We start from the raw sequence: 14737 nt of genomic DNA on the forward strand, positions 1-14737 counted from the left end.
CGGGTGCTATTCCACTCACCTTCACTTCCACTCTACTTCAACCAAAAAATCCCCATCCCTCTTCCTTCCATTGTACCGAAAGAAAAGAGAGACAGGAACCGTTAACCTTTATTCTTTTTTGCCGCCACCATGCACACTAGAAAAACTCTTAAAATCATCTTCCACCTTCCGCGTCAACCGACGCTCAAACCACTTACCCACCAACCACAACAAGAAAATCACCACAAACATCAACAACGTCCGGACCGGCTGCGTAACCAACGCCCGCACATCATACCCAATAAACGAAATCATCATAATCATCACCAGCTTACCAAGCATCAACACAAACAAATAATTCTTCTTATTCATATTCGACAAACCCGCCACCAAATTCACCAAAGCAGATGGTGTAAACGGGAAACATATCAATACAAATAACGGACCGAAGCCATTACGCTCCACCCACTGAATCAACTGTTGCACTTTCACGGGACGCGTGAGGAATGAGAAAAACCGATTTCCACCGAACCTACGTACAAGCAAGAACACCGCATACGATCCTGCCACGGTACCTACCCAAGAAAGCACAAAGCCTAGCCAAAATCCAAAGGCGATCGCATTGGCGATAACAAATACGACGAGCGGCAAAAATGGCAGGAAAGCCTCCACGAACGGTGGAATTAATCCCATTAAAAAACCTAGCGCCTCGTACTGCGCCGCCAATTCCTCCACTTTATCTATCGATAGCCATTCATTCATCACCAACACCCTCACCGATTATCAAAATTTTTAGTCATACTGCTGTGGAATTTGTCTAGTTATAGTATACTAGCTGTCAGATTAGTAAAAGAAAGATGGGCTGCTTAGTGAATACAACCTTTTTCCATGGGCTGAAATCAGGCATGAGCATCGCGATTGGCTATTTCCCTGTCGCGCTGACATTCGGACTGCTTGCTAAAACGACCGGCCTCTCGATTTTGGAAGCCACTGCAATGAGCTTGTTCGTTTATGCTGGAGCCGCACAATATATGGCGCTCAGCCTACTTGCGACAGGCGTTGCACCGTGGCTCATTGTCACCAATACATTTATCGTCAACATCCGGCACTTCCTGATGACAGCTGCCTTAAGTGAAAAAGTAGAGCCGGCACCGAAATGGAAGAAAGCCATTTATGCATTCGGCATTACCGATGAAACATTTTCGGTCCTTGCGACGCAGAAGAACCGTCAGATCACAACGGCCTTCGCATTTGGCGTAGCGTTGATTGCGTACAGCAGTTGGGTGATCTTTACGGCAGTGGGTCACGTCATCGGAGCCAACTTACCGCAGTTTCTGCAAAAGGCTATGTCTGTTGCGTTGTACGCAATGTTCATCGGACTACTCGTCCCTTCCATGAAAGGCAACCGTAAAGTCGTGTTACTTGCCGCAATTGCAGCTGCGATTCACTGCGCACTGTATTATTCCAATTTATTGTCTACAGGCTGGTCGATTTTGGTTGCGACACTCGCTTCCGCCATCTTCGTCGAAATCCTTTATACGAAGAGTAATAAAAATGTTGAACGCTTTACTGAGCAAAAGGAGGAAAACTGATGGGTGCTTCTTATTGGTGGATGTTACTCGGAATGGCAGTTGCCACCTATCTGCCGCGCATGATTCCCTTAACCCTTCTCGACGGTAAAGAATTGCCACCGATCGTCAGTGGTGTGTTGCGCAATATTCCGTATGCTGTACTCGGTGCACTTATATTTCCTGCTATTTTACATATCCAAGATGATATTTTATTCGGTATCATTGGAGCTATTACTGCCTTTGCGCTTGCATTCTTTGGCCTAGACGTGATGTTCGTCGTGATCGGCACGATTGCCGTGCTCGCTGTCTATAGTTTATTTTAACTCTCACTCTCACTATTCCCCAGAGCTGTGACCGTTAAAACAGTTACTTTTATTTTACAAAACAAAAAGCGGTTTTCAAAGCATATTTGCTCTTTGAAAACCGCTTTTGTCATTCCTCGGCTTGATTAAGTCGCGCATTTTTCACCATGCGTGACGCAAGCCAAAAACCGACTGTCAGTGACACTGCATCTGCTACATACAACATCCAGTTATGCGTATATCCTGCATAAACGGAAGCCGCAATGAGCGCCACTGTCAATATGAGTCCCACGACGTGATGAAATGTCACGCGCGTAAAAAACACAACTAAAATTCCCGGCAAAAACATCGCAAGCATCAACTTCGTTTCGAAATCATGCATATTGTTTGTTCTCTCCTTTTATCGCACAACCACAATGCCTAGACGGAAGTGGTCATGACGGAACAGCACTTGCTGTTTCAAACGAACTTCTCCATCGCGACCGATTACTTGTAAACGACAATGTGCCGCATTGACTTGGATGGCATCATACAATTCATCTTCATTGTGAATTGAGATCCCATTCACCGACTTGATCAAATCTCCTGGGACAATACCCATCTTCTCTGCTGGAGAATCTCCAAGAACCGCTACAACATACACCCCTTCGGATTGAGGTACCAATAGTACTTGTTTATTGCGTTCTGAAATCGAAATCATAGCGCTCAACAAGAGACGGCATAGTACACCCGCAAGCAACGCAGCCCAACCAAGCACCGGCATCCAAATAGCGCCAATACCTACAGCAACAACAGCAATACCGAGCCAAGCAATGGCTTTACCCATTTTAGGGAACAGCACATCAGGGAACGTCGATCTTACTAGTTGCGAGAATCCGATGACTAGAGGCACCGGAATGAATGAAAACTGCTCCGAACCTAATGTGAATTGTGGCCAGTACGGTGCGAATTCCGCTACCATATGTCCTGGTACTAAAAACACAACAGGTACGAGCCATAGTAATTTAGATTGGTAGATTGCCCCGCGCATTCCACGCTGAGTCGGAACGAATGTGGGAGACGTATGACGCGCCGCATGACGACGAACCAATAAGCCTTCCGAAATTAACAACAATCCTGCAATAATCGGTACCGTAATAGCTAATGTACCGAAGAAGTTCAGATCTTCCTGAACGAACCATGTGCCGATTGAAAAGTCTCCTGCATATCGATCGAGTGCCCATAACGCAAAGAACGCGATCGTTGCATAGTAGATCGGTGAAGCTAACTTAAAGGAGAACGATACAATGACGAGCAACATGACGATAGATAAAATGACAATCCAGTTAAAGTCGACGATCAATCCAACGCCTGCAATGACAATCGACAGGACGAGACCGTGCAACCAACCGACTGAAATCATGTGTTTCATTTCAGTGGAGCCTTTGTTTATGCCCACATTGAAATCTGCTCGCTCACGGCTTACCCGTTTACTGCCAAGCATATAGGCAGCGACGAGAGCGATTAGCCAGACTGGATTCAGAAAAAAGTAAAGTAATGCATCTTTCAAATTAAGTAATAGTTCGCTAGACATCTTCTGTCACCTTTCTCGCTTGTCTTTACAGCTCTTTTCTTCATTGTACAAAAAAAGAAGGAAAATAGCGAGAGAGTTCTTATAGGAAGTTCCAATTTAAGCTAAATTGCACAACAAAAAAAGAGGCTGCCCGTTTAAAGTCTTGTCACCAAGACCTTGCCAGACCGCCTCCGCTATTATTTTGCTAGTTCATTGATGAGGAAATCAATTGCCATACGCAATTGTTTGTCGTTCTTTGGCTCCGCTCGATATTCTTCTGCAGCTGTTTTCAATGTAGTAAAGAATTCTCGATCCATATCATAGCCTTCTTTGATTTCATGCTTTGTGCGGAACGCCTGTACAGCCTCTGCCGTTTCTTGGTCGAAATAGCCATCTGTTCTACCTGGACGATGACCAAATGCTTTGAGCATGCGTTGCGCATAAGCGATTTCATCATTGAAATGGCCTTCCTTCATCGTGTCCGTCACCATCTGTAAATGCTCTGTAAATAACTTATTCTGCTTCACTTCAATATCCGCAGTGACCCCTTTACCGTGAATCCACTTCTCTTTAGGCGTTAGCCATTTATTCGTCGATAGCTTCAATTCTCCGCCATTCGATAATTCCATCGTTTCTTGCACGGTCCCTTTTCCGAAGCTTGTAGTACCGATGATTGATCCGCGTTTTAAATCTTTGATTGCCGCACTCAATACTTCACTCGCTGACGCACTGCCGACATCTTGAACGACAACAATTGGAATCATTTTCAATCGTTCATTGAATGAAAGGTTCTCGTTCTTTTCTGTTGAAACAGGGGTTAAATTCCCTTTTGCATCTTGCATTACGACAAATGTTCGATCTTCGTCCAATAGACTGCTGGAAATTTCGGAAACAGCCTTCAAATAACCTCCTGGATTACCGCGCACATCAATGATGAGCGCTTGAGCGCCTTTTTTAATGACGTCAGACGTAGCTTTTTGCCACTCTTGTGCCGTCTCTTCACCAAACATGCTTAGCGCTATGTACCCAAGCTTAGCATCCCGTTCTTCAAGTAGTTGATGCGATACAGACTGCACAGGCATGTTATCGCGGGTAATCGTATATTCCATATGCTTATCCGCTTCAGGCCGGAAAATCGTCAACTTCACTTCCGTCCCTTTCTTGCCGCGAATACTATTTACTACGTCTCGCAATGTTTCATTCCCTAATCGTTCACCGTTGACACGCACAATTTCATCATACGGCTGCAATCCGGCTTTTTCTGCTGGTCCTCCTTTAATAGGCGCAACAATAATATACTTGCCATTTGTACGCGTTACTTCCGCTCCGATTCCGACACGTGAAGCAGCCAGCGATTCGCGATGAGACACAGCTTCTTGCTCAGTCAAATACGTAGAATACGGATCGCCAATCGTATCGGTCATACCACGCAATGCTCCTTCAATCAGCTCGTCCTTCTTGACCGGATATACGGCTCTCTCTTGAATCTTTTCAAACACTTCGTCTACTACAGGCAGCTGACTGATCGTTTCATTTTGTGCAGCTTTCTGCTTACCGCAGCCATTCAGCCAAATAACGCCGATCAGCAATAATACACCTACTAAAAAAAGCCTGCTCTTACGCATTCATAACCTCCTCCTCCCTCCACTATATGAAGGTAGACAAGAAGTTACGACACGAGAACAGACTCTTTTTTCAGTCCATAGAATCGACTAATTCATTCAACTTTTTTTCATCCAATGGTCCAATGATCTTTTGCGCTATGAGACCTTTTGTGTCAATCATATAAGTTGTCGGCATCGAGAACACGCCATATTTCTGCGTCACTTCCGCCTTTTTATCCAGTGGAATCGGGAAGCTCAATCCATATGAATCGATAAACTTTTCCACTTCACTAATACCAATCTTCTCTGATTCTGTAACGTTCACAGCGATTAATTCCACTTGATCTTCATCCGTTAATTTCGAATAAAAACTTTCCATATGCGGCATTTCTGCTTTACACGGTGGACACCAAGTCGCCCAGAAATTCAGAATAACTTTCTTACCTTTTAACTCAGAAAGTGTCACCGTATCGCCCGCCAATGTTTCAAGCGTAAAGTCCGGTGCCGGTGAATATTGCTCCAAACCTTCCTCTTCCGCAAGCAACGCTTCTTGTTGATTTACTTGTGAAGCCGGTGCTTCAGCCGATTCTTTCTTTCCAGCATTATTTTGCACCATAATGAAAATCAGCGTACCGATAATTAATGCCGTGATAATATATCCAATCGTTTTCTTGCTCACTCTATCTCTTCCCTTCTGCTGATTGGTTGCGAAGACACTCTCTCTACTGCCCACATAAGCAATCCGATGAAAATGGTCGTGATCCATGCTGTATTCAATACATTTCCTTGCAGTGCCGAGACGAGAAAATGAACCGCTACGAATACACTTGCAAGCTCGCTGACCGTATTCACTTTCTTTCGTTCGCTCCAACATGCCAATAGAAAAATAGCGATAAACAATAGTACGGTTCCACTTTTCGCTAGGAGACTGCCTTCATTCAGAAACGCCATAGCGATTTGATAGACCCCTTGCCAGCAAATGAATGCAAGTAATAGCGCCCACTGATCTTTACGTTTCCACTTCTCTTTATATACTTGCCGAATTATCAATAACCCTGCGACGATCAGTCCGAGGATCCAGCCAAACGTGCCGCCGTGAAAGTATAGAATAGATAACGGGTTTTTAATAACCATAGAAAAATCCGTCAACACTACGGACAACTTCCAAATGATGATGACATTGAAAAATATATTGCTAACTCGTTCGCCATGCACTTTACCAACGTACAATCGAATGAAAAGATAGGTAACTATGAAGCCCGCAATGAGCGCAATCCATGAAGACGGCAACGTAATCGAGCCTATTGGATAATACTGCGTTACTGGCATCCCTCATCCCCCTTTTCTCCTTATGAACAAATGAAAACCCACCCTTTCAGGCAGGTTTTCATTTCATGCTATATTAAAAAGAAACGTAATGCAATGGGTTGACTGCACTTGGACCAGTGGCAGAGAAGTTTCCAACGTGCACTTCAAAATGCAAATGATTGCCCGTAGAGAAACCTGTCGAACCAACCGCTCCTATTAACTCACCTTTTCCTACCGACTTGCCTGAGCTTGTGCCGATCGAAGAAAGATGTCCATAAACCGTCGTCAAAATCTGATTGTTCACAGAGTGTGTAATCATAATGACATTCCCAAAGCCTTCCATGCTACCTGCATACGATACAACACCATCTCCGGCTGCTACAACTGGAGTTCCCAAGGGTGCACTTAAATCCATACCGCGGTGTTGCTTTTTCACTTTAGTGATTGGATGGATGCGCCAGCCAAATCCTGAACTGAGGGTCCCGCTAGTCGGTTTTGTCCAAAAGCCGCTCGAAACAGAAGGGAGTGGACCTGAATAATCAGCCGAACCGCCTTGCGCTGAAACAGCAGCTGCTGCTGCCGCTTCTTTCTGTTGTTGAAGTTTCAGCTTTCTCGCTTGTTCTTTTCTCACGATTTCAGCCAAACGCTCTTGTTCAGCGACGATTTTCTTTTCCAACGTTTTGCTGAATTCAACCGTATCGCTGTATTCTTCTTCTAATTGTCCTTTTTCACTCGAAAGTTTTTCCTGACTTCTTTCAAGTTCATTGACAACATCTCTTTTTTCCAGCTTCTTTTGCTGCAATTCATCTTTCATCGCCTGAATCTTCTGTCGGCGCTCTTCTTGTTCAGCTAATTTCTGCTCCACCAGTTTCTTTTCTTCTTCCAACTGCGCCATATCTTGTTCTTGCTGTTCAATGATTTTACGATCCGCGTCCATCAGTGTCGTCACTGCGGAGAAACGGTCAATGAAATCCGCGAAACTGTTAGCACCGAGAAGCACGTCGAGATAACTGACTTTATTGCCTTTGACTTGCATGACACGAACGCGCTCACGCAATACTTCGTCCCGCTGCTCGATACGAATCTCTAATTCTTTAATAGACGCTTGAAGTTCTTCAATCTCTAATTTGGTCTTATTCATTTCTGCAATGATTCTGTCCATATTTTGATTGGTCTCTTCTATCTTGTCGTTCAGTTTCTTAATTTGGTTGATCAGCACATCTAATTTCGATTGCTTTTCCTGTATTTGCGTTTCTTTTTTCTGGATAGTAGAATCCAAATTTTTCTTTTTAGTTTCTGCTGCCTTTTTTTCATTCTGCAGATCTTTCAGAGAGTCTGCGAATACGTCTGCACTGCCGACCGTTGTGGTCAGCAAGCAAACCGCAAGGACACTTGAAATGATTCGATTTCTCTTTCTCAAATTCTAGTTCTCCCTTCGATACGAACACTTACACTCTCAAAAACTTCCGGACTGACATGAAACTGCCCCATACGCCAATAAAAACAGCGACGAATAACAGTAAGAAGTTTAATTGTAATAAGAACGGGCTTGGGTCAAGCAAATGGAATAACTCATTTTGCAAACGACCTTCCCAGAAACTATACAGTTGCGAATAAAATGTCGTCATTAAAACCATCGGTATAATCGCACCAAAAATCCCGAGCCACACTCCTTCGAGCATGAAAGGAATCCGCACGAAACTATCCGTTGCACCGACCAGTTTCATAATGTCGATTTCGGTACGTCGTGCCACGATCGTGAGTCGAATTGTATTCGATATGAGGAACATTGCCGTAAACAACAATGCCAAAATCAATCCTAGTCCAACATTTCGTCCAATTTTCAGTACATTGAACAACTTTTCTACTTTACCTTCTCCGTACTCCACATCAAATGTATAATCGTACGTGCTGAGTTCTAGTGCGACTGATGCCGTATTTTTCGGATCATCTGCCTTTACATATAATGCATCACCGAGAGGGTTGTCCTGCTTATATAGCGCAAACTCTTCACCAAATGATTGAATCATTTGATTTAATTCCTGTTCACGTGAGGAGTACTTGACCTCGGCAACGCCTGGGGTCTCTTTGACTTTCTTCATTAGTCCCTCAACTTGTGATGTAGTTGCATTTTGCTCTGCGACTACTTTGATTTCCACATCATTCTCGATGTTATCCGCTAGTTGATTCAAGTTCATCATGATGACGATGAACACACCGATCAACAATAAGGTCACGGTAACAGCACTTACGGATGCAAAGGTCATCCAACCATTCCGACTTAGACTTTTGAAACTTTCCCGAATATGACGTCGTAATGTTCTAGATTTCATTTGAGTAATCTCCTTCGTACTCATCTCGTGTGATGAGCCCGCCTTCGATCTGAATCACCCGATGTTTTTGATTATCTACAATGTCTTTATTGTGTGTAGCCATAATAATCGTCGTACCTTGTGCATTTATACGTTCAAAAATCTTCATGATCTCCCATGAAGTCTCCGGATCCAAATTCCCTGTCGGTTCGTCTGCGATGACTAATGTGGGCTGATTGACGATGGATCGTGCAATCGACACCCGTTGCTGTTCTCCGCCTGACAGTTCATTTGGAAACATTCTCATCTTTTTGGTGAGCCCAACTAATTTCAGCACTTCTGTCACTTTTTTACGGATAACGCTCGGCGATTCTTCGATCACTTCCAGCGCGTACGCAATATTTTCGTAGACAGTCAGTTTCGGCAATAGCTTAAAATCCTGAAACACCACGCCAATTTGTCTTCTCAAATAAGGGACATCTTTTCTTTGCATTTTCGTTAGTTCGGTATTGTTAAAGTAAATCAATCCACTAGTTGGGATTTCTTCACGGTACATCATTTTGATGAACGTGGATTTACCTGCACCACTTGGACCAACGACATATACAAATTCCCCTTTTTCGATTTCGACATGAATTCCGTTAGAGGCTATAACACCATTCGGGTACTTTTTGTATACATTTTTCATTACAATCATACATGATAACCACCTGAATTTTGTTTTTCTCTCATATTCGCCATTTTTATTATAGCATGGGCTTTACTCTATCATGTATTACAGTTATGTATCAATTGATCAAGCTAGCAAATTGGTAGAAGTTTGGATTTTCTTCCGGAATTATGTACAAAAAAAGATCGTTCCCAATATAATCTTGGAAACGATCGTAATATCAATTATTTCTTTTCAGCTAACCAAGCAGCAACTGCATCTGCTTCTTCGCCTTGGATGATACCAGGAGGCATAGCGCCTTTACCGTTAACGATCACGTCGTGGATTTCTTCTTCAGAAAGTGTTGCACCAATGTTCTCAAGTGCTGGACCTGCTCCACCTTCTAAGTTTCCTCCGTGACATGACGCACAGCTTTGTTGTACAACTGCTTCTGCATCTACTTCAGTAGTAGCTGCGCCGTTGTCGTTTGCAGCGTCGTCTTTTGGCTCTGAAGCGTTATCGTCGCCTCCACCACAAGCGCCAAGAACTAGTGCTGCTCCGAAAAGTGTAGCTAGTAGTTTGTTCTTCATGTAATATCCTCCCTTTTGCTTTGTATTTTTGTAACACAAGTAGTATACCAAAAAACGACCGTGAACGGGCACCAGATATGACAAAGTTTCTAATTATCATGGATAATTATGCTATTTGCCTAAATTTAGCCTAAAAGGACGGTTTGGTAGTGAGTACATAATATAGTATTGACCAAAAATCCGGTTCTTAAACATTTATTATTAGAAATGTTTGTAATAAAAAGGTGACAATGGAGAGTGGTTCGGGATTTCCACTGCAGCTGGGGGACGCTTTCCGGGGGAGCAATCTTGAGCCGCTTCCCTCGCTACGCTCAGTCCAGGGTCTCAAGATCACTTTGATTCCCCAGGAGTCGCCCCCAGCTTCCGTTCCAATCCTACGTATAAAGTGGATGGATGTAAGTCGTACATTGTAATAATCTGTAACATTGTAACATCTTTGAAATATTTCAAAATCAAGTGGATTTAGTTCAAATACCACTGATTAAGTTCAAGTCCTAGCCTGCTCTAAATCCTTTATTTCATACGAAAAATCTTTTTAAAAAAAGCCTAGAAATTTTAAAACACTACAAAAAGTGGCACCCACTCACTATGCAAGGGATTGGCGCGTAGGAGGGGCGACTCCTAGAGGATCAGTTCGACAGGCGAGACAACCAAGGGAGCTTGCGACTGGTTGGCTCGCCGCGAACCCTCAGGAAAGCGTCCCCTCCGAAGCACCAATCCCCACCCCAACACTCTGCCAGCCTTTAAACGAAAAACAGCCACAACAAGTCAGATAAACTGACCTGCTGGGCTGTCTTTAAACAATTACGAAATTCTTGAACGCAAGTACGCATTGATGAACTGGTCAATCTCGCCATCCATAACAGAACTCACATTACCCGTCTCCTCATTCGTACGGTGATCCTTCACCATAGAATACGGATGGAACACATAAGAACGGATCTGACTACCCCATCCAATTTCCTTCTGCTCGCCACGGATATCCGCCAAACGCGCTTCCTCTTCCTCGACGCGAATCTGGTAAATCTTCGCCTTCAAAAGATTCATCGCACGCTCACGGTTCTTGATCTGTGAACGCTCCGTCTGACACGTAACAACTGCACCCGTTGGAAGGTGAGTCATACGCACAGCTGAATCCGTCGTGTTAACGTGCTGTCCGCCGGCGCCGCTTGAACGATACGTATCAATCTTAATATCTTCCGACTTCAGATCCAATTCGATGTCGCCTTCAAACTCCGGCATCACTTCAATAGAAGAGAAGGATGTATGGCGTCTGCCTGAAGAGTCAAATGGTGAGATACGAACGAGTCGATGTACACCTTTCTCCGCTTTCAAGTAGCCATACGCATTATGTCCTTTAATTCCGAGTGTGACAGACTTGACGCCTGCCTCGTCACCTGCTTGATAGTCGAGTGTTTCGACTTTAAAGCCATGGTGCTCTGCCCAGCGTGTGTACATGCGAAGCAACATCGACGCCCAGTCTTGAGACTCGGTGCCGCCTGCGCCTGAGTGTATTTCAACTACTGCACTATTTTTATCAAACTCATCGCTTAATAACATTTGAAGATCGAATTGATCCATCTTCTTTTTGAACTCTTTTAATTCGGATATAAGGTCTTCTTGTAACTCTTCGTCAGCTTCTTCACGTAGAAGTTCAAGCGTCATCTCTAGATTTTCTTGCGTCTCGCTTAACTCGTGATATTCGCCTACTACATCTTTTAATGCATTCGATTGTGAAATGACTTTCTGAGCAGCGTCTTGGTCATCCCAGAAGCCCGGCTCCATCATCATTTCATCTAATTCCTGCATGCTAGTCTCTTTGTTTTCTAAGTCAAAGAGACCCCCTGAAGTCCACTAATTTCTTAGCGGTTTTTTCTAACTCGTTGCGAACATCGGATAATTCCATCATAATTGTTTCCTCCTGAGTGGTTGTTTCTCGTTATGCTTTGCCGTGACAGTTCTTATACTTCTTACCGCTGCCACATGGACAAGGGTCGTTGCGGCCGATATTGACAGTGCGTCGGATTGGCTTTTTAGCAACCGGTGCGCCGTCTTCTTTCGGATTATTCGCTTGACCTTTTGCTACTTCTTCGCGCTCCAAGTTATTGCGGATTTCAGCCTTCATGACATACTTCGTCGCATCGTTTTCGATCGATACAAGCATCTCTTCAAACATTCCAAATCCTTCTGCCTGGTATTCACGAAGCGGATCATTCTGTCCATACGCACGTAAATGAATTCCGTTACGAAGTTGATCCATCGCATCGATATGATCCATCCACTTGGTATCAATCGCACGCAACAGGACAACTTTCTCAAATTCACGCATACGCTCTTCGGACATTTCTTGTTCTTTTTCATTATAGCGTGCAATGACCAATTCGTGAATAAATGTTTGCAACTCTTCCGGTGTTTTCTCTTCCAAGTCTTCAATCGTCACGGTATCTTCAGCCAGTAAGTTCGCTTCCAGATAGTCTTTCAAGCCTTTTGAATAGACCGTATTGTCTGCAGTGTGGACCGCCACAACGCGTTCAATAACCGACTCCAACATACCTTCAAGCACTGGACGAATATTTTCTGAACCAAGAACTTCATTACGCTCTTTGTAAATTACTTCACGCTGTTGACGAAGTACATCGTCATACTGCAATAAACGTTTCCGTGAATCAAAGTTATTACCCTCTACTCGTTTCTGGGCAGATTCAACAGAACGAGAAACCATTTTCGACTGGATCGGAGTCTCATCATCCATACCGAGTTTCGTCATCATCGATTTCATTTGCTCAGAACCGAAACGACGCATTAATTCATCTTCTAATGAAAGATAAAATTGCGTAACACCTGGATCACCTTGACGGCCTGAACGTCCACGGAGCTGATTATCGATACGTCTAGACTCATGTCGTTCTGTACCGATTACCGCTAAACCGCCAACGTCTTGGATATGGTCACCCAATTTAATGTCGGTACCACGACCGGCCATGTTCGTCGCAATCGTAACAGCGCCTCTTTTACCAGCGTCTTGAATAATTTCGGCTTCACGCTCGTGATTCTTCGCGTTCAAGACATTATGTGGAATGCCGTATTTTTTCAAGAAAGCTGAAATGATTTCAGACGTTTCAATCGCTACTGTACCGACGAGCACCGGCTGACCTTTTTCGTGTCGATCTCTAATATCTTCCGCTACAGCTTTATACTTTCCATCCATCGATGCAAAGATTAAGTCTGGACGGTCATCACGAGCAATCGGACGATTTGTCGGGATCGCAATAACGTTCATATTATAGATATTGCGGAACTCTTCTTCCTCTGTCTTCGCTGTACCCGTCATCCCGGACAGCTTTTCATACATACGGAAATAGTTCTGGAACGTAATCGTCGCAAGTGTCATCGACTCGTTCTGAACTTCAAGTCCTTCTTTCGCTTCAATCGCTTGGTGTAACCCGTCACTATAACGACGGCCTTTCATCAAACGTCCAGTGAAGGAGTCAACGATGACTACTTCGCCTTCTTCTACGACATAGTCTACGTCATTGTGCATACTAACATGCGCTTTCAATGACTGGTTGATCGCGTGGTTTAGCGTCACGTGTTGCAGATCGAACAAGTTGTCGATACTGAACGCTTTCTCAGCCGCTTCAATACCTTGCTCCGTCAATACAACGCCTTTTGTCGACTCATCGAATGAATAGTCTTCTTCTTTTTTCAACGTAATCACAAAGCGGTTAGCCAAGCGATACAGCTCCTGCGCTTTCGCTGCTTGACCGGAAATGATCAACGGCGTACGTGCTTCATCGACTAAAATGGAGTCGACTTCGTCAATTACGGCGAAATGAAGCGGGCGTTGCACTTTATGTTCATTGTAAAGCACCATATTGTCACGCAAGTAGTCGAAACCGAGTTCGTTGTTCGTGCTGTATGTTACATCGGCTTCATACGCTTCACGCTTTTCTTCTTTACTCATACTGTTCAAGTTCAAACCTACGTTCATGCCGAGGAATGAATACAATTGTCCCATTTCTTCTGCGTCACGACTTGCCAAGTATTCGTTGACAGTGACGACGTGAACGCCTTTAGACGTCAGGGCATTTAAATACACCGCAAGTACTGAAGTCAATGTCTTACCTTCACCGGTCTTCATCTCTGCGATATTGCCTTCGTTAAGGGCCGCTGCACCCATGATTTGCACGCGGAATGGGTAGAGTCCTAGTACGCGGCGGGAAGCCTCACGCACGACAGCAAACGCTTCAGGCTGCAAGTCTTCGACCGTCTCGCCTTGTTGGTAGCGTTCTTTAAATTCGTCTGTTTTCGCTGTCAGTTGTTCGTCGGACAGTTTTTCCATATCATCAGCCAATAGTTCTACTTGGTCGGCAATTTTCTCGAGTCGTTTTAGGTCACGTTTGTTTGGGTCGAACATTTTATTCAATACGCCAAGCATTTATTGTCACATCCTCATAGCTTCATCAATTAGCAGGACGCGCCTGCCAGTTGTAAGTTCTTCGTCTGGTCCATAGTTTTCGTTCAAGATTTTTGAGTCACACTCCATTTTAGCATTGTAAAAAGCTAGGTGCAAATAGTGCGCTGTATCATTTTTCCTAAGTTTGTTCGGGGATGGGTGTACTTAGTGTTTGGGTGGGGATTTGCGCTTCGGAGGGGGACGCTTTCCTAGGGGGTTCGCGGTGAGCTGATCCCCTGGAGTCGCCCCCTCCTACGCGCTAATCCCTTGCAATGCGAGTGGGTGATACTTTTTGTTGTACATTGAAGTTATGGTTGTGATTAATGTTGAGCTTGCGAGGCTATGAGCGGTTATCCAGGTTCTATGATCACTTAGATGAATCTATGAGCACTCGTGGCGTCTGATAGAGCGGAT

At 44.2% G+C, this 14737-nt stretch carries 14 protein-coding genes; 2 read left to right on the forward strand and 12 right to left on the reverse strand.

The window, feature by feature from the left end:
* Window positions 1-108: 108 nt before the first annotated feature.
* Window positions 109-741: a TVP38/TMEM64 family protein gene (locus CSV76_RS15160; RefSeq protein ID WP_099626106.1), complete on the reverse strand. Its 633-nt coding sequence runs from the start codon at window positions 739-741 to the stop codon at window positions 109-111.
* Window positions 742-884: 143 nt separating this feature from the next.
* On the opposite strand from CSV76_RS15160, the gene CSV76_RS15165 reads away from it, so the two are divergent.
* Window positions 885-1571, forward strand: a complete 687-nt coding sequence (locus CSV76_RS15165) for an AzlC family ABC transporter permease (RefSeq protein WP_232319651.1) — start codon at window positions 885-887, stop codon at window positions 1569-1571.
* Window positions 1571-1873 (forward strand): AzlD domain-containing protein, encoded by a 303-nt coding sequence (locus CSV76_RS15170; protein WP_085428443.1) that lies wholly within the window; start codon window positions 1571-1573, stop codon window positions 1871-1873. Before CSV76_RS15165 ends, CSV76_RS15170 begins: the two co-directional genes overlap by 1 nt.
* A 109-nt stretch (window positions 1874-1982) precedes the next feature.
* Here the strand turns inward: CSV76_RS15170 and CSV76_RS15175 are convergent, their stop codons facing one another.
* The 11 genes from CSV76_RS15175 to secA all read right to left on the reverse strand — a co-directional run bounded on the left by CSV76_RS15175 (window position 1983) and on the right by secA (window position 14305).
* Window positions 1983-2234: a CsbA family protein gene (locus CSV76_RS15175; RefSeq protein WP_085428442.1), complete on the reverse strand. Its 252-nt coding sequence runs from the start codon at window positions 2232-2234 to the stop codon at window positions 1983-1985.
* 18 nt (window positions 2235-2252) lie between these two features.
* Window positions 2253-3425: a PDZ domain-containing protein gene (locus CSV76_RS15180; protein ID WP_099626107.1), complete on the reverse strand. Its 1173-nt coding sequence runs from the start codon at window positions 3423-3425 to the stop codon at window positions 2253-2255.
* Window positions 3426-3601: 176 nt separating this feature from the next.
* Entirely contained in the window at window positions 3602-5029 is a 1428-nt protein-coding gene (locus tag CSV76_RS15185) for a S41 family peptidase (RefSeq protein WP_099626108.1), read from the reverse strand.
* Between the two features lie 70 nt (window positions 5030-5099).
* Window positions 5100-5687: a redoxin domain-containing protein gene (locus tag CSV76_RS15190; RefSeq protein WP_085428439.1), complete on the reverse strand. Its 588-nt coding sequence runs from the start codon at window positions 5685-5687 to the stop codon at window positions 5100-5102.
* Window positions 5684-6337 carry a hypothetical protein gene (locus CSV76_RS15195; RefSeq protein ID WP_099626109.1) on the reverse strand — a complete coding sequence of 218 codons (654 nt, stop codon included), beginning with the start codon at window positions 6335-6337 and terminating at the stop codon, window positions 5684-5686. Before CSV76_RS15195 ends, CSV76_RS15190 begins: the two co-directional genes overlap by 4 nt.
* Before the next feature lie 73 nt (window positions 6338-6410).
* Window positions 6411-7736 carry a murein hydrolase activator EnvC family protein gene (locus CSV76_RS15200; RefSeq protein WP_233204510.1) on the reverse strand — a complete coding sequence of 442 codons (1326 nt, stop codon included), beginning with the start codon at window positions 7734-7736 and terminating at the stop codon, window positions 6411-6413.
* Between the two features lie 28 nt (window positions 7737-7764).
* Window positions 7765-8649 carry a permease-like cell division protein FtsX gene (gene ftsX, locus CSV76_RS15205; RefSeq protein WP_099626110.1) on the reverse strand — a complete coding sequence of 295 codons (885 nt, stop codon included), beginning with the start codon at window positions 8647-8649 and terminating at the stop codon, window positions 7765-7767.
* A complete protein-coding gene (ftsE, locus tag CSV76_RS15210) occupies window positions 8639-9325 on the reverse strand; it encodes a cell division ATP-binding protein FtsE (protein WP_085428436.1) in 687 nt (228 codons plus the stop codon). The genes ftsX and ftsE overlap by 11 nt, the downstream gene beginning before the upstream one ends.
* Window positions 9326-9522: 197 nt before the next feature.
* A complete protein-coding gene (gene cccB / locus CSV76_RS15215) occupies window positions 9523-9867 on the reverse strand; it encodes a cytochrome c551 (RefSeq protein ID WP_099626111.1) in 345 nt (114 codons plus the stop codon).
* A gap of 804 nt (window positions 9868-10671) precedes the next feature.
* Window positions 10672-11773 (reverse strand): peptide chain release factor 2 gene (gene prfB / locus CSV76_RS15220; RefSeq protein WP_099626113.1). Its coding sequence is split into 2 segments (ribosomal slippage): window positions 10672-11700 and window positions 11702-11773, totalling 1101 coding nucleotides; the frame shifts between segments, so codons are not numbered across the junction.
* Window positions 11774-11806: 33 nt separating this feature from the next.
* Window positions 11807-14305 carry a preprotein translocase subunit SecA gene (gene secA / locus CSV76_RS15225; protein ID WP_085428433.1) on the reverse strand — a complete coding sequence of 833 codons (2499 nt, stop codon included), beginning with the start codon at window positions 14303-14305 and terminating at the stop codon, window positions 11807-11809.
* Between the last annotated feature and the right edge of the window lie 432 nt (window positions 14306-14737).

Origin of the sequence: Sporosarcina sp. P17b (assembly GCF_002743115.1) — a bacterium.
Lineage (GTDB): Bacteria > Bacillota > Bacilli > Bacillales_A > Planococcaceae > Sporosarcina > Sporosarcina ureae_C.